The 17,284-nt window shown below is 33.1% G+C and carries 12 protein-coding genes; 11 read left to right on the top strand and 1 reads right to left on the bottom strand.

The window, feature by feature from the left end:
• Positions 1 to 122 precede the first annotated feature (122 nt).
• The 9 genes from N4A68_12860 to N4A68_12820 all read left to right on the top strand — a co-directional run bounded on the left by N4A68_12860 (position 123) and on the right by N4A68_12820 (position 13,875).
• Positions 123 to 2,222 carry a methyl-accepting chemotaxis protein gene (locus N4A68_12860; protein MCT4565187.1) on the top strand — a complete coding sequence of 700 codons (2,100 nt, stop codon included), beginning with the start codon at positions 123 to 125 and terminating at the stop codon, positions 2,220 to 2,222.
• Between the two features lie 394 nt (positions 2,223 to 2,616).
• Positions 2,617 to 4,044: a tRNA (N6-isopentenyl adenosine(37)-C2)-methylthiotransferase MiaB gene (miaB, locus tag N4A68_12855; GenBank protein MCT4565186.1), complete on the top strand. Its 1,428-nt coding sequence runs from the start codon at positions 2,617 to 2,619 to the stop codon at positions 4,042 to 4,044.
• Between the two features lie 13 nt (positions 4,045 to 4,057).
• Entirely contained in the window at positions 4,058 to 4,450 is a 393-nt protein-coding gene (locus N4A68_12850) for a YlbF family regulator (GenBank protein MCT4565185.1), read from the top strand.
• A gap of 224 nt (positions 4,451 to 4,674) precedes the next feature.
• On the top strand, positions 4,675 to 6,033 hold the full coding sequence (locus N4A68_12845; GenBank protein MCT4565184.1) for an MATE family efflux transporter: 1,359 nt from the start codon (positions 4,675 to 4,677) through the stop codon (positions 6,031 to 6,033).
• Positions 6,034 to 6,219: 186 nt separating this feature from the next.
• Entirely contained in the window at positions 6,220 to 8,883 is a 2,664-nt protein-coding gene (gene mutS / locus N4A68_12840; protein MCT4565183.1) for a DNA mismatch repair protein MutS, read from the top strand.
• A gap of 69 nt (positions 8,884 to 8,952) precedes the next feature.
• Entirely contained in the window at positions 8,953 to 10,887 is a 1,935-nt protein-coding gene (gene mutL / locus N4A68_12835; protein MCT4565182.1) for a DNA mismatch repair endonuclease MutL, read from the top strand.
• Between the two features lie 13 nt (positions 10,888 to 10,900).
• The gene (gene miaA / locus N4A68_12830; GenBank protein ID MCT4565181.1) at positions 10,901 to 11,842 is read left to right on the top strand and encodes a tRNA (adenosine(37)-N6)-dimethylallyltransferase MiaA; all 942 of its coding nucleotides are present in this window, start codon (positions 10,901 to 10,903) and stop codon (positions 11,840 to 11,842) included.
• Between the two features lie 215 nt (positions 11,843 to 12,057).
• A complete protein-coding gene (gene hfq / locus N4A68_12825) occupies positions 12,058 to 12,297 on the top strand; it encodes an RNA chaperone Hfq (GenBank protein ID MCT4565180.1) in 240 nt (79 codons plus the stop codon).
• A gap of 273 nt (positions 12,298 to 12,570) precedes the next feature.
• Positions 12,571 to 13,875, top strand: coding sequence for a methionine gamma-lyase family protein (locus N4A68_12820; protein ID MCT4565179.1), 1,305 nt, complete (start codon positions 12,571 to 12,573; stop codon positions 13,873 to 13,875).
• Between the two features lie 173 nt (positions 13,876 to 14,048).
• Here the strand turns inward: N4A68_12820 and lexA are convergent, their stop codons facing one another.
• Entirely contained in the window at positions 14,049 to 14,669 is a 621-nt protein-coding gene (gene lexA, locus N4A68_12815; protein MCT4565178.1) for a transcriptional repressor LexA, read from the bottom strand.
• Between the two features lie 150 nt (positions 14,670 to 14,819).
• Between lexA and N4A68_12810 the strand changes: the two genes are divergently transcribed.
• Positions 14,820 to 15,119, top strand: a complete 300-nt coding sequence (locus tag N4A68_12810; protein ID MCT4565177.1) for a LysM peptidoglycan-binding domain-containing protein — start codon at positions 14,820 to 14,822, stop codon at positions 15,117 to 15,119.
• A gap of 740 nt (positions 15,120 to 15,859) precedes the next feature.
• Positions 15,860 to 17,284, top strand: a 1,425-nt coding sequence (locus tag N4A68_12805; protein ID MCT4565176.1) for a hypothetical protein, incomplete at its 3' end; no start/stop codon positions are given.

The raw sequence follows: 17,284 nt of genomic DNA, 5'->3' as shown, positions 1-17,284 counted from the left end.
TAAAAACCACTATTTTTTACAAAATCCGACTTTTGTCAAAGAAAGTTATTAGAAAATGGTATATAATATTATATGTAGTTTTTTTTGCAATAGGGTTGTAGATGGAAGGAGAGTACATAATAATGAAGCTTAAAACACGATTGATATCTTTAAATCTTGGAATCTTTATACTAATATCGGGATTGACCATGGGATATTTAATGTTAAATTCCTATAAAAATGAAAAAGAAATAAAAATTGAAAGTGTATCATTACAAACAAAACATATTGCAAATGAGATGGAAGCGATTTTAGACGACGCTTTAGATTATACTAAAGCAATAGCAGATATTTTAGTTCACATGAAAAAAAGTAATGCAACCGATAGAAATATTGTTAATCAGATGTTGGAAGAAGCTTTAAAGCATAATGAAAATTATATATATACTTGGGCAGTGTGGGAGCCCAATGCCTTTGATGGAAATGATATTGAATATATTAACAGCCCTGGAAGTGATCATAGTGGTAGGTATTTGCCTTGTTGGGGTAGAAGTGGTGATACGCTGATATTAGAAACCTGTGAAGAATATAATACAAATGATTATTACACAGTTCCTAAGACAACAAAAAAGGCCTTTATTAGCGAACCTGCTACCTACAAGCTAGATGGCAAAGAAGTTACAACAATTACTTTTTCACAGCCAATTATTGTTGATGGACAGTTTTTAGGAGTAGCTGGATTAGATATTTCATTGAATCGATTAACAGAAATCAATTCAAAGGTTAAATTATTTGATAGTGGCTTTGGTAGACTAATTAATAATAAGGGCATAATATTAGCTCATCCAGACCCAAGTAGAATAAATAAAATAGGTGGAGAATTTGAAGGTGAAGAAGGGGCTAAATATTTAGAGAAAGTTGTAATGGGAGAAAGTTTTAAAAGTACATCATTGTCTAAAAGTATGGAGCAGGATGTATATAAATTTTATACTCCAATAAGTTTTCAAGGCTTTGACCTTAAATGGTCTTATACTACAATTGTTCCTTTAAAAGAGCTTATGGCTGAAACAAATAGGGCAATAATATTTATGATTATTATTGCATTTATAGGAACTTTAGTTATGGGAGTTGTGCTTCATCATAACAGCAATTATGCTGTACGATCAATATTGGTATTATCTCAAATCATTCAAAGACTAAGCACATATGACCTTACCTTTGATGAAAAAAGTGAAGCGGTTAAGTTTCTAAAAAGAAAAGATGAGACGGGTGAAATGACAAATGCATTGGCTAAAATGCAAATGAACTTTCATGATCTAATAAAGAAATCACAGGATGTGGCTGAAAAAGTAGCTGCCACTTCAGAAGAGTTAACAGCTACGTCACAACAATCGGCAACAAGTTCCGAGGAAGTTGCTAGAACAATCGAAGAATTAGCAAAGGGGGCAATGGAACAGGCCCAGGATACAGAGCTGGGAGCAGGTAAAATTAACGACTTAGGAGAACTTATAAAACAAAATCAAAGTTTAATGGAGGATGTAAGCGACGCATCTATTAATGTATCCACTTTAGCAGATGAGGGCATGATAGTTATAGATGACTTAACCCATAAAACCGAGGAAAGTGGACAAGCAACCGAAGAGATATTTGATGTTATATTAAGGACAAATGAAAGCTCAGAGAGTATAAGTAGCGCAAGCAATATGATTGCATCAATTGCGGAACAAACTAATCTTTTAGCACTAAATGCAGCCATAGAAGCGGCCCGTGCTGGAGATGCTGGGCGTGGCTTTGCAGTAGTTGCTGAAGAAATTAGAAAGTTAGCTGAGCAATCAACAAATTCTACTAAAGAAATTGACTTGATTGTAAATGAATTGACCACAAATACTGAAAACGCCGTTGATAAAATGAAAGAAGTTAGTGGCATAATATCTAAACAGATAGAAAGCGTTAAGGAAACAGAAAATAAATATAAAGAGATTATAAAAGCCATTGAAATAGCTGGAGGTTCAGTTAGTACGATGAACGATTCAATTAAGGAAATGGAGAACAGAAAAGCTGATATCCTAGAGGTTATTCAATCCTTATCCGCAATTGCCGAGGAAAATGCTGCTGGAACAGAGGAAGCATCCGCATCGACTCAACAACAATCAGCTTCAATGAATGAAATTGCAGGAGCTAGTGAACATCTTTCAGAGTTAGCACAGGTACTTCAAGAGGAACTAACAAAATTCAAAGTATAGTATACATAAAAATTTGCATTCATTAAGGTATATGAAAAAAATAAACTCTTCATCTTACTTGTCCCTTTGATTCCTTTCTCCAATACTAGGTTACTTACATACATCGGGTATGCAAGTGGCCCATTGGCTAGAGAATAATCAAAATCACTTAGTAAACTGACCTGTTTATTTTTTTCATATGCCCAATTTCGGCTATCTGATAGTATATATCTTAACTATTGGATAGCTGAATATTTATTCTCAGAAGGAATGGCTTAGTGGAGAATCTTTAAAGGGTTCTCCTTATAGATTTTTTGCTAATAAAATGATATTATGTACATAGCTGAGAATGGTAATAGCTAATATAGTAAAAAATACACTATAAAGATATATGTTTATATATGGAGGTAAAACTATGGAAAGAAAAGAAACAACCATATCACCAAATGAATTAGAATTCGCAAATCAAAAGATGCAAGAAATGAGAATGAAAAACGAAGAAGAGTTCAAAGAAACAGGCAAGAAAAAAAAATATCTTACTAAAACCTATGGCTGTCAAATGAACGAACATGATTCTGAGAAGTTGGCTGGTATGTTGACCAACATGAATTATATAGAGTGTGATGATAACAAAGATGCTGATTTAATTATTTTTAATACCTGCTGTGTTAGAGAAAATGCCGAATTAAAGGTATATGGAAATCTAGGACAACTTAAACATCTTAAAAAGAAGAATCCCGATATGATTATTGCTATTTGTGGATGCATGATGCAGCAACCCCATGTGGTTGCAGAAATAAAGAAAAAATATCCCTTTGTTGACTTAATATTTGGGACCCATAATCTTCATAATTTCCCTGTACTGCTTTCAAACTGCAAGCAAACTGATAATATGCTTGTTGAAGTATGGGATGCAGAGGGAGAGATTATAGAAGGTTTACCAAGCATTAGAAAGTATGGACTTAAGGCATTCGTAAATATAATGTATGGATGTAATAATTTCTGTACTTATTGTATAGTACCCTATACACGTGGTAGGGAAAGAAGTAGAGATCCTAGGGATATTATAGATGAAGTTAAGGAATTGGTTGAAAAAGGAACGAAGGAAATAACATTATTGGGACAAAATGTAAATTCCTACGGAAAAACTTTAGAAGAAGATATGGATTTTGCAGATTTGCTTTGCAGGGTAAATGAAGTGAAGGGCCTAGAGAGGATAAGATTTATGACATCCCATCCAAAGGATATTTCAATCAAGCTTATAAAGGCCATTAGGGATTGTGATAAAGTATGTGAGCATATCCATTTACCCGTTCAGGCTGGTGGAAATGATGTGCTTAAGGCTATGAATAGAAAATATACTAGGGAAAAATACTTAAAGCTAATAAAGGATACTAGGGAAATAATACCGGATATAAGTATAACCACGGATATTATAGTTGGTTTTCCTGGGGAGACAGAGGAGGAATTTGACCATACCCTAGAACTGGTAGAAAAGGTTAGATACGATAACTCTTTCACCTTTATATACTCTATTAGAAAGGGTACACCAGCAGCAGAAATGGAGGACCAAGTACCCGATGATGTTAAGCATGAGAGATTTAACAGACTATTAAAAATATTACATCAAGGGGTTAAAGAAAGAAACCTAGATTTGAAAGATCATGTGGTAGAGGTATTAGTGGAAGGTGTAAGTAAAAATGATGAAAATATACTGATGGGTAGAACTAGGACAAATAAGGTTGTAAATTTTGATGGACCAAAGGAATTAATAGGTAACCTTTGTCATATAAAAATAACAGATCCAAAGACCTTTTCATTATATGGAGAGCTTGTAGAATAGAGGGTGATAATATATGGAACCTATGAATTTAGCAGCTAAATTAGGAGAAGCAATGGCTTCTTCAAAGGAATATATTCGTTTAATGGAAGCAGAAAAAAATTTTAAAAAAGAAAATGAAGCTAGGGAGCTTATAAAGAAATTTAAAGGCAAACAAACTATATTAAATTCATCCCAGTATAGTTATGACATTGATATAGCTGAATTGAGAAGAGAATTAACTGTACTATTTGAACAAATTCAAAAGAATCATGTGATAAAGGAACTGAATTCTGCGTTAGATGATTTTATGATACTAAAGAGCAATCTGTATGACAAAATGGAAGATTATATAAGTATTGATAAAGAGATTCTTTCTTTAGGTACTAAAAAAGGCTGTGAAGGTTGTGGAGGCTGTAAAAAGATATAAAATAGTTTTCACTAATATCCTTATTTGAAAATTCAAACTAGATTCATGGGAGTAAACATGGGTCTAGTTTTTTATATTGATAGAAGAACCATTTTAAACCAATTGTGATAATGATAATCATTATTGACAAAACCATTATTTGGATATATAATTAATTAGAGTTTTGCCTGGAATATATATTAAATGGGAGGTAAAAATAAAAATCCAAGAAATTAGGTGATAGTATGAAAACGGAAATAAATGAAAAAGATAAACAGAAACATATGATCTTAAATGAAGGTTTATGGAAAGTTATGTTCCAGCTTTCATGGCCAGCAGTAATAGCTATGCTTTTATATGGACTCAACTCAGTATTTGATGCTATTTTTGTAGGACGATTTGTGGGAGAAGCAGCGTTAGCGGGGGTTTCCCTAGCATATCCTTTATCACAGATAACCTTAGGGGTAGGTTCTTTAATTGGTGTGGGAGCAGGGTCTGCTTTGAGTATCGCACTAGGAGCAGATGATACAGATACTCAGGAAAAATTGATGGGAAATGTAAATTATTTATCCATAGTAACATGTATTGTTTATATGATTATAGCTTGGTTTTTAGCTGAACCTCTTGTTAAAGTAATGGGAGGTGTTGGCGAGCCCTTAGCTTTAGGCAAAACTTACTTTCAGATAACAGTTTTAGGTTCACTTTTTTGGATACATGGGCTGGCGGGAAATATGGTAATACGTGCGGAAGGAAAAATGAAGTCAGCGGCAGTAATAATGGGGGCCGGGCTTATTATCAATATTATTGCCAATTATATTCTTATTGTTATTCTCGATATGGGAGTAGCAGGAGCAGCTTGGGGGACAAATATAGGAATGTTTGCATACACTGTTACGGGACTCCTTTATTTTAAAAAGGATAGAGCTTCCTTTGATGCTCATCCATTTAAGATAATTAGAGACAAACAGATTACCAAGTCTATTTTTTCAATGGGGATACCATCATTTATAATGACGGTAATGACTTTGGTACAGGCTATTGTTGTATTTAATGCTTTATCTAGATATGGAACAACCTACGATTTAGCCTTTTATGGTGCAGTATATAGGATATTTACTTTATTACTGACACCGATATTTGGGCTTATGAGAGCATTACAGCCCGTTGTAGGTATTAATTATGGGGCAAATAAGAATGATAGGGTTATAAGTAGCTTTAAAATATTTGCCTTAGGTAGTGTTTTAATGATGCTTCCATTTTGGTTAGTTATGATGTTTTTCCCTCAAGGCGCACTTGGGTTTATGTTTCCAAACAAAATATTTGATGCTGCAAGTATATTTAATTTTAGAGTGTTCATGGCGATACTGCCATTGTTACCTATGGTATTCATGTCCATGACTTTCTTCCCTGCAATTGATAATGGAAAACCGGCAACGGTAATGGGGATATCTCGTCAATTAATATTTTATATACCTGTAATGCTTATTTTACCAAGGCTTTATGGAATAAAATGGGTATATTTAGGATCAATGTGTATAGATGCTATCATAATAATTTGGGTATTTATTATAGTTAGGAGAGAGTTTAATATACTGAGAGCATAAATAATCTTGAAAATTTACATTTTCAAGGCCATAAAATAATAATGAATCATAATTTGATCTATTAGTATAGAGATTGTAATTAAAATTCACCCCAAACTCTCTATATATGATGGGTTTAATTATGATTTTTTATGTTATAATATATAGATATAATGAAGGAAATAGCAATAATTAGGAGGATTTCACATGGCTAAATTGACTCCAATGATGAGACAATATATGGACATAAAGGAGAACTATAAAGAGCATATACTTTTTTTTAGACTTGGAGATTTCTATGAAATGTTTTTTGAAGATGCAAAGCTTGCTTCAAGGGAACTAGAGATCGCCCTCACGGGTAGGGACTGTGGACTAGGTGAAAAAGCCCCCATGTGTGGAGTGCCTTTTCACTCTGCCGATACATATATAGCAAGACTGGTTGATAAAGGTTATAAGGTTGCCATATGCGAACAGGTAGAAGAAGCATCCCAGGCTAAAGGAATCGTTAAAAGAGAAGTTGTGAGGATAATTACTCCGGGAACTATAATTGATCCCAGTATGTTAAATGAAGATTCAAATAACTACATAATGACCTTTTATGAAGATGAAGATGGAATCGGTATTGCATATGGGGATATAACAACGGGGGAGCTTAAGACCACAGAATTTAAGGATATAAATAGAAAGAATCAAGTTTTAGATGAAATCATGAAGGTTAATCCAAGGGAAATAGTAATCAGTGAAAATTTTGAATATCAGAAGGATGAAATCAAAAAATTAGAAAATCTAAATAATATCATTTTTACTCCCCATTACAATAGGGCATTCAAAATTAAGAATGCCGAAGATATGATAAAGAAACATTTTAATATCTTTTCTGTAGATAGCTTTGGTCTTCAGGATAGAAGACACAGTATAATAGTTGTGGGAGCTTTACTAGATTATATTTATGAAACTCAAAAAGTTCCACTGAAGCACATTGATAAAATAAATATGTATAATCATAATAATTTCATGATTTTGGACAAGTTTACAAGAAAAAATCTTGAACTAACTGAGACTTTAAGGGGTAAGGAAAAGAAGGGCTCTCTTCTTTGGGTTATTGATAAAACGTGTACTTCAATGGGGACAAGGACATTAAAAAAGTGGATTGAGGAACCTTTAATCAATATAAAAAAGATAAATGATAGGCTGGATTCTGTTGAGCTTCTTCATGAAGACATATTACTTAGGGATGAATTAAGGGAATTACTAAAGGACATATATGACCTAGAAAGATTATCTTCTAAAATTGTATATGGGACTGTAAATGCTAGGGATATGATGGCATTAAAAAATTCCATTAGAGTCATACCGGTTATAAAAAATAAGCTCGAAGGAAAGGTGAAGGGTGAATTAGTAAATATTTTTGATGAAATTGATGAGTTAAGGGATGTCTATTCACTGATAGATGCTGCAATAAAGGAAGACCCTCCTCTTTCTATAAAGGAAGGAAATATAATAAAGAGTACCTTCAATGAAAAATTGAATGAGCTTAGGAGTGCCATAACAGACGGTAAAAAATGGCTTATGGATTTAGAGGGTAGGGAAAAAGAAAATACGGGCATAAAATCTTTAAAGGTTGGATTTAATAAGGTTTTTGGCTATTATATTGAAGTGACTAAGTCAAATATTAAGAATGTACCCGATAGATATATCAGAAAGCAGACATTAGCAAATTGTGAAAGATATATTATGGATGAGCTGAAGGAAATAGAAGATAAAATACTTGGTGCAGAAGAAAAAATTGTAAAATTAGAGTATAATATATTTGGGGAAGTGAGAAATAAAGTATTAGGAGAAATAAATCGTATAATTGCTACTGCAAAGTCCATTTCTAGATTGGATGTATTGCTTGGATTCGCACAGGTAAGCTATACATATAGATTTAATAAGCCCATAGTAAATAACTCCAAGAACGTTAGACTAGAGAATGCTCGACATCCCGTGGTAGAAAGGGTAGCTGGTGATGAAATCTTTATCCCAAATGATACGGTATTAGATAATGATGAAAATAGATTTTATATCATCACAGGCCCTAATATGGCTGGTAAATCAACTTACTTAAGGCAAGTGGCCCTTAATGTTTTATTAGCACAGATTGGTTGCTTTGTACCTGCTGATAAAGCGGAAATAGGGGTAGTTGATAGAATCTTTACAAGGGTAGGGGCTTCAGACGACCTATTTCAAGGACAAAGTACTTTTATGGTTGAAATGAGTGAGCTTTCCAACATATTAAATAATGCCACTGAAAATAGTTTGATTATCCTAGATGAAATAGGTAGGGGAACAAGTACCTACGATGGCTTAAGTATAGCGTGGGCAGTGGTTGAATATGTAAGTAATTCTGAAATCCTTGGTGCTAAAACATTGTTTGCTACACATTACCATGAATTGACTGAACTCGAAGGAAAGCTAAGGGGAGTAAAAAACTATTGTATTTCTGTAAAGGAAGTAGGAGATGACGTCATCTTTTTAAGAAAAATAATCCGTGGTGGTGCAGACAGGAGTTATGGTATACAGGTGGCAAAGCTTGCTGGGCTTCCAGATGAGGTTGTTGTTAGGGCTAAAAAGATACTTTGGGAACTGGAGAGAAACGACATAAATCACAGGGAAGAAGTTAATCAGGAGATTGTAAAGGAAGTAGCCATGACGGTGGAAAATCCAGTTAAAGAAGACGTTGGAGAACAGATTAATTTTTTTGATATAGATAAAAATGAAATAATAGCTGAATTAAAGGGAATAGATATAATTAATATGAGCCCAATAGATGCTATGAACGAACTTTATAGATTAGTTCAAAAGGTTAGGCATATTCAAATAAATAACTAGCTAGTATACTCGTATATTTGACTTGTTATTTATTTTCATATACCTTAAAGGGATGTAGGGTGATAAAATATGATTAGGAGAATAAAAAGGCTCGATAAATCGGTTTCAAATAAAATTGCTGCGGGAGAGGTTGTGGAAAGGCCTGCTTCTGTAATAAAAGAGCTTTTAGAGAACTCGATTGATGCAAATGCATCATCAATAGTTATTGAGATTAAGGATGCTGGGAAATCCTATATAAGAATCTCTGACGATGGCAAGGGAATTGATAGGGAAGATATAAATCTGGCCTTTGAAAGACATGCAACCAGTAAAATTTATAGTGACAAAGAAATATATGATATAAAAAGTTTAGGCTTTAGGGGTGAGGCCCTAGCCAGTATTGCATCGGTGTCCAATGTTGAAATTATCACAAAGACTTCAGATGATGAATACGGAATAAAAGCAGAGCTTATGAACGGGGAAATAATTAGGAGCAGTTCCATTGGTTGCACTAATGGGACAACCCTTGTTGTTAAGGACCTATTTTATAATACCCCCGCAAGACATAAGTTTTTAAAGTCCAATGCTACTGAAACAAATTATATTGGTACTATAGTTAATAATATTGCATTGTCACATCCTGAGGTTTCATTTAGATATATAGTTAATAATAAAAATATATTTACTACTCAAGGAAAGAACGATCTTTATAGTACAATATATACCATATATGGTAGAGAGATTGCTCAAAATTTAATTGAAATTGATTATGAGGATGAAGAAGTAAGGCTTAAAGGATTTATATCAAATACAAGGGCTACACGGGGAAATAAACAATTGCAGATATGCTTTGTAAATGGTAGATATGTTAGAAGCAGAGTTGTTTTAAAGGCCATTGACGGGGCTTATAATACTCTATTGCCTATTAATAGGTTCCCTATTTGCTTTTTATATTTAGATATCCCAACTAATAAAGTAGATGTTAATATTCATCCGGCTAAGACTGAGATAAGATTCAGAGATGAAAAAAGGATATTAAATTTTATTGTAAACTGTCTTAAAGAAAGTTTATTAAATTCAAACCTAATACCCGATGTTAATATTGGAAATAAATCTAATGATAAGGAAGAAAAAAAATTCCAGTATTCAGAGGTTGATAAAGTAGATATTGATAGAGTATCTGAACAAATAAGTATTGATACTCACACAAAGGAAAACATACCCTTTGTTGAGCCAAAATATGAAGAAAATGTGGATATTAATAGACAAGATGCCATTCAGCATGAAGGATACAAGGAAACAATAAGAGAGAATATTATAAAGTCTGATGCAGGGGAAAGAAGTAAAGAAGAGAAATTAGGAGAAATTTTTGACGAAATTTTTGTAAATAAAAAACAAGAAGAAGTCATATTGCCTAGGAAAGAAGAACCCCGTAGTGATAAAAAGCATTTACTAGACGATATAAAGATAATTGGCCAATTGTTTTCAACCTTTATAATTTGTGAGAAAGGTAATCAGATGCTTTTAATTGATCAACATGCAGCCCATGAGCGAATACTATATGAAAGATTTATGGAAAGCTATTTAGAAAGTGAGATGTTGTCCCAGATATTACTTGAGCCCATAGTTCTTGAACTAAACTATGTTGATAAAAATAGAATTATGGGAAATAAAAATATTTTTGCGAGATTGGGATACAAAATAGAAGAATTTGGTTATAATACAATTATATTAAGGGAGGTACCAATTTTATTTGGGGCACCTGTAGCTAAAAAGTTTTTTGAAGAAATAGCTGAAAATTTAAATGATGATTCTAAAAACAGTTATGAATTTAAAATAGAAAGAATAATTCAAATGTCATGTAAAAATGCTATAAAAGCTGCTGATAAACTTGGGGAGATTGAAATGGAAAAACTAATAGATGATCTAAAAAAGCTAGAAAATTCATTTACTTGTCCCCATGGTAGACCATTAGTTTTTTCGATTTCAAAATCAGAAATAGAAAGAAAATTTTTAAGAACTTAAGTAGGTGTGTGTTATGAAGAAGCCTTTGATAATTATTGCTGGACCGACTGCTGTAGGAAAGACCGACATATCCATTGAAGTCGCAAAAAAAATAGATGGAGAAATAGTTTCAGCCGATTCAATGCAGATATATAAATATTTAGATATTGGTAGCGCTAAGCCTACCAAAGAAGAGATACAAGGAGTAACTCATTATTTAATCGATGAAATCGATCCTCGTACAGAATTCTCTGTTTCACAGTATAGGGATTTAGCAAAGAAATATATTGATAAAATAATTTCAAAAAATAAAATTCCTATAGTTGCTGGTGGAACTGGATTATATGTAAATTCATTGATCTATGATATGGATTTTTCAAGTGCCAAATCTGATAACTCCATAAGGGAAAGGCTTACAAGTGAATATGAGAGATACGGTATTGAATACCTACATAGTAAGCTAAAGGAGGTAGATAAGGATACAGCCGAAAGAATACATCCCAATAATGTTAGGAGAGTTATTAGAGCTTTAGAGGTATATTATTCAACGGGTGAAAGTATCAAAGACTTTAGCAAGGATTTAAAGATAAGTGAGGATTATGATTATATACTTATTGGACTGAATAGAGACAGAGAAGAATTATATGAAAGAGTAAATAAACGTGTTGATATTATGGTAGGTAGTGGATTGATTGATGAAGTAAAAAAACTAGTGGAAATGGGATTAAAGGTAGAAGATATTTCTATGAAGGGCATAGGATACAAAGAGGTCATAGCCTATTTAAATGGGGAATATGATTTGGAAAGGGCTATTGAGCTTATAAAAAGAAATACAAGAAGATATGCTAAAAGACAATTGACATGGTTTAAAAGATATAGAAACATGAAATGGTTTAATATTGATAATGATTCAGATAAAGAAAAAATAATTAATGATATTATTCAGTTTGTTGAAGGGAATATTAAGTTTTTATAGAATAAAATATTAAACCCAGATTATTCATAGAAAATTCAAAACTCTGCTACGTTCTTTTGTTTCTAAGACATTCATCAAATTCTTGACGTACCGTTTGGGTATGCCTTCGAATTTGATAAACGCCTTAGAAATCAAAATTACCTTAAATATTTTCAAACTTTCTATGAATAATCTGGGTTGAGAGATTATTACTTATGGGAGGGTAAAGATAAAATATGAAATCTTCATTAAATCTACAAGATGTTTTTCTAAATCAAGTTAGGAAAGAGCATGTACCGATTACAATATTCCTTGTTAATGGATTCCAAATCAAAGGAATGGTAAAGGGTTTTGATAGTTACATAATAGTAATCGAAAGTGATGGTAAGCAACAGATGATATATAAACATGCTATATCAACCATACTACCTTCAAAGCCGGTAAACTTTTTATCAAATAATAATCAAAAGCAATAGGTAAAGCCTAAAGTTTTAGGTGAAAAGTATAAAGAAATACGGCCTTTGAGCCGTATTTCAGATTGTAGACTTTGTCTACAAGGTGACAGGCTGTCTAACAATTCGAAGTTCGAGGCGTGCTGAAACTAAGAGGCCGTAGCGTATATGGACATACGTAAGGGTTCTTAGCCAACGCAACAACGAAGAAATTCGGTTTGTTAGACAGCCTGAATACGGCCTTTGAGCCGTATTTTTATGTAAAAATTGAAACTGAAAATGAAGGGTGACGTTACAATGAAAACAACTAAGGATTTTTTACTAAATATGTTTGATTTGAATGAAGAAATTATAACTCTAGTAGAAGAAACGGAAAAGGAAATAGCTGAGGAAATCGAAAATCTCAATGAAATAAAGTCCTATAATCAGTTTAAAGTATTAAAGGCAATGCAGGATAATAGGCTCAGTGACACTCATTTTAATTGGAATACTGGTTATGGATACAATGATGCTGGTAGAGAGACCTTGGAAAAGGTATATAGTCATGTTTTTAATACTGAAGATGCAATAGTTCGTCCAATCATAGTAAATGGAACCCATGCACTGACTCTATGCTTGACAGGTGTATTAAGACCAGGTGATGAGATCATATCCGCAACGGGAAAGCCCTATGATACTATAGAAGAAGTAATAGGTATTAGAAATGAAAATAAATCCTCATTAAAGGAATTTGGAGTTGGATATAAGCAGATAGATTTTCTTTCCACTGGAGAGGTTGATATAGAAGGCTTAGTAAAAAGTATATCTAACAAAACCAAGATGGTATACATCCAAAGGTCAACTGGATATGGATGGAGGAAAGCCCTTACTATTAAAGGTATAAAGGATATCATAGATAGGGTTAAAGCAATAAATGAAAATATAATAATCATGGTGGATAATTGCTATGGAGAATTTTTAGAAATACAAGAACCAACAGATGTAGGAGCAGATATAATGGCAGGATCGTTGATCAAGAATCCTGGAGGTGGACTAGCCCTTACGGGTGGGTATATTGTTGGGAAAAGAGAGCTAATAGATTTGATCTCTTTTCGCATGACTTCCCCTGGTATAGGAAAAGAATGTGGGCTTACCTTTGGCCTAACAAGAAACATGTTTCAAGGGCTATTTATTGCTCCAGAGGTAGTAACTGGGGCATTGAAGGGTGCTATTCTTTGTGCAAGGGTATTTGAAAAGCTAGGATATGAAGTTTGCCCAAAACCAAATGATGAGAGAAGCGATATAATACAAGCTATAAAGCTTCATTCTCCAGAAAAGGTTATAGCATTTTGCGAAGGAATACAAAGTGCTGCACCAGTAGATTCCTATGTTACGCCGGTTCCTTGGGATATGCCGGGCTATGATAGCCCTGTAATCATGGCGGCAGGAGCCTTCGTACAGGGATCATCAATCGAACTAAGTGCCGATGCTCCCATAAAAGAACCCTATATAGCATATTTTCAAGGCGGGCTTACCTATGAACATGCAAAGTTTGGTGTTTTAAAGGGACTACAGAGTATGTATGACAAGGGATTGTTGGAGGTTAGTTCAAAGCCTGCATAGATCATTTTATGCAGGTTGAGTTGTTATTACTATAGAGATGTGAGATTTTGATGAAACACATATCTACACTAAAAAAATTATTGCTCACAAATGATTTTTGTCTTTAAAGCCACAAAGTATGACCCGAAAAATCTTAGAACTTTGAACTAAAAAAGCGTCACTAAGACGCTTTTTTACTGTATCTTCCTAAAAACTCCCTTAACTATTCCAAGAATTTTTGCATCATCTACTATTATAGGTTCCATAAATTTATTTTCAGGTTGTAGTCTAATATAGTCCTCTTCTTTAAAAAATCTTTTTACAGTAGCAGAATCATCTAATAAAGCTACGGCTATTTCTCCGTTTTCTGCGATGGGTTGTTGTTTAACAAGTACATAATCACTATCTAATATCCCGGCATCGATCATACTTTCACCTTTAATTTTTAGCATAAAATATGTACCAGATTCAATGAAATCAATTGGAACTGGAAATGTCTCTTCTACATTTTCGACGGCTAAAATTGGTTCACCAGCAGTAACTTTTCCTATCACAGGTATATGTGCAATTTCTTTTTTATCTGGGAATATATCATTAGATGAATCCAAGACTTCGATTGCTCTTGGTTTTGTAGAATCACGTCGGATATAACCTTTTTTTTCAAGCCTTCTTAGATGTCCATGAACAGTAGAAGTGGATTTTAATCCCACTGCTTGGCAGATCTCCCTAACAGAAGGAGGATACCCCTTAGAATCAACTTCGCTTCTAATAAAATCTAATATTTTGCTTTGTTGTTTAGTCAAATCTAAACTCATAGTAGCACCTCACAATATTGCTATTTGCTATATTATAACATATATATATAAACTATTCAAACATAAGTTCGATAAAAACCCTTTACAAAGAACGTTTGTTCGAATATAATGTAATTATCAATACGCGAACAAACGTTTGGAGGAGATGAAATGACTAAGGTTGTTATTGTTAACAAGAAAAGATTTATGTTAAGTATGATATTCATAATGGTTATTTTATTTTTTACAATATCAAGCATGTTAGCTTTGATAAATAGAGTAGAAGGCTACCAGGAGCCTGAGTACATAGAAGTGGTTGTACAAAGTGGAGATACGGTATGGGATATAGCAAGAGAACTTTCTCCAAAGCATAAGGATGTAAGAAGGTCCATATATGAAATAGGTATAATAAATGATCTAAGATCCTATGATATTTTTCCAGGACAGGTTATAAGAATACCTATGGAGTAAGGGCTAAGACCCTTGATGATGTTTTAAGATTGCCCTGGTGGGGGAGCTTAGTCACTATCTTTTTTATTATAAATCGAATTAGGAATAGTTTAGTAGAGGATAGAATAGAGTTGAAATTCTGTCCTTTTTTATGTGGGCTAATATATTATAATATACTAAATCGGGGGACGGAGTTATCGCTTCCGTTAGGACAACTTGTTAAAATAATAATGGGGTAATAGATATCCAAGAGTAGCACGCAAAAAAAGTAAAACAGGAGTATATAATATTGAGAGGAATAAATAGACAAAGTATATTTGAAGAAGATGAAGATAGAAAAAAGTGTCACTGTCAAAATGTTTATGCCAAAAAATATTCCTACAGATAAATTATAGGCCTTTTTATTTTTGGGCATAGAAACCCTAAGATCAAATGTGTATTCTAAAAAATAAGTTATTGCTTATATTAATCTACCTATCAGTGTATAATTCCATAATTGCAGGCATATCAGGCAAAATTTCTTTCCTAAACTAAATAAAAGTACTGGACTAACCAGAGAACATAAATTTTTTATTAAAATATTTAGCTCATCTTTTATATTAGCCTCTAAAAGGGATTCGATTACAAAAGTAAATATCACAAAAATATCCTCATTCAACTAAAAATGACAAAATATTACAAACATAAACATGTATAATATGATATGCATTGATAATATTCAACAAAATATATTAAAATACAAGATCCAGGGGGGAATATTTATGAAGTTAAGTATCACTAGTGTGCATAGTATATTCAAAGGATATTTGCAAAATATTAATTTAGGTAAGGTTTTAGTTGTGATGTTATGTGTTATAGTGATCAGTCAAGGGTTTCTAATTAACCCAAGTTATGCTGATCCCGTAACTAAAACCATGACTATAAATTTTACTGAGGACATGAATCAAAGTAAGAGTAAGACTATAACTATACCTAATTTAAAGAGTATAGTAGATGTATCTGTAAATACAGGGAATGTATCGCATTCCGTGGATGGTGAAAATATAACCTTCAGTGTTAGTGGGGGAAGTCCTAGTAGACAAGAATATAATCCGAAGAAATATAGTAAGCAAGTTACAGATTCCAAAACACAGGGGAATAGTAGTTTTTCTTCTACAATGCAATATGACGATGGTGAATACTCAGGAACCATAAATAAAACCGGTAGTAGTTTATTTATATCAGGAACTCCGGGGGATAATAAAGAAATAACTATGAATACATATGTTAACGAGTACGAAAGAAAAAAAGTTACTAGAATAAATAGACCTGGTGATTATGATGTGGATTATCTCGACAATTCATACGAATGGGATGATCCAAGGTGGAAACATGTTCATGGATGCGGAGTAGGTGAAACTACAAATCATCCCCTTCAAAGTTCAAGATTTTCTTATACAGACAACTATGGATATACGGGTGTATTAGGAGATAGAAATTGCAGTAACGGAGGACATGACAACTATGATTGGCCAGATCATCCAAGTGTAGGAGATATATTTAAAACTAGATGCAATACATGGGAGATAAGTTATAGGGGACGTATATACAAGCCCGACACTAGACGATGGAAACAATCATATACAGGAACAGTCTACAAAGGGGGATATGATGATTACTACGGTTATACAGTAACACTAAAATATACAGACAACAGCAACCCAACAATAAATATAACCGAACCTTTCCAAAATGAATATTTTAGTAAGAAAGTAGGTCACAATAGCATTTCAATAAAAGGAAATGTAAAGGATGATGATGCTGGTGATAATTTAACAGTTTACTATAGTATATTAGATAGGTCAAATAACCCGGTTTTAGGACATGAAAATATAAATATTGATAGTTTTTTAGCTAATGGTAACACTCAAAGCTTTAGCAATTATGGTATATCTGTAGATGATAGTCTGAGCCAAGGTAATAATAATATAAAAATATGGTGTGAAGATGATAAAGGTGGCAAATCAAATGAAATAACTAGAAGTTTTACAGTAGATAATACAGGTCCAACATCAAATGTACCCACAGTAAAAGCCATAAGCAATACGGAAATACAAATCACACCAAATGCAAATGACCCGAGTAATTTAAATGTAGCACCATTTCTATATAATAGGGAGGACTCAGACATAACTTCATGGATCAAC

Source organism: Maledivibacter sp., from assembly GCA_025210375.1.
Lineage (GTDB): Bacteria > Bacillota > Clostridia > Peptostreptococcales > Caminicellaceae > JAOASB01.
This window is presented reverse-complemented; position numbering and strand designations above follow the sequence as displayed.

Bases quoted from the DNA above. Each gene is read 5' to 3' on its own strand.
- N4A68_12860 (MCT4565187.1), top strand. From the start codon at position 123: ATGAAGCTTAAAACACGATTGATATCTTTAAATCTTGGAATCTTTATA.
- miaB (MCT4565186.1), top strand. From the start codon at position 2,617: ATGGAAAGAAAAGAAACAACCATATCACCAAATGAATTAGAATTCGCA.
- N4A68_12850 (MCT4565185.1), top strand. From the start codon at position 4,058: ATGGAACCTATGAATTTAGCAGCTAAATTAGGAGAAGCAATGGCTTCT.
- N4A68_12845 (MCT4565184.1), top strand. From the start codon at position 4,675: ATGAAAACGGAAATAAATGAAAAAGATAAACAGAAACATATGATCTTA.
- mutS (MCT4565183.1), top strand. From the start codon at position 6,220: ATGGCTAAATTGACTCCAATGATGAGACAATATATGGACATAAAGGAG.
- mutL (MCT4565182.1), top strand. From the start codon at position 8,953: ATGATTAGGAGAATAAAAAGGCTCGATAAATCGGTTTCAAATAAAATT.
- miaA (MCT4565181.1), top strand. From the start codon at position 10,901: ATGAAGAAGCCTTTGATAATTATTGCTGGACCGACTGCTGTAGGAAAG.
- hfq (MCT4565180.1), top strand. From the start codon at position 12,058: ATGAAATCTTCATTAAATCTACAAGATGTTTTTCTAAATCAAGTTAGG.
- N4A68_12820 (MCT4565179.1), top strand. From the start codon at position 12,571: ATGAAAACAACTAAGGATTTTTTACTAAATATGTTTGATTTGAATGAA.
- lexA (MCT4565178.1), bottom strand. From the start codon at position 14,669: ATGAGTTTAGATTTGACTAAACAACAAAGCAAAATATTAGATTTTATT.
- N4A68_12810 (MCT4565177.1), top strand. From the start codon at position 14,820: ATGACTAAGGTTGTTATTGTTAACAAGAAAAGATTTATGTTAAGTATG.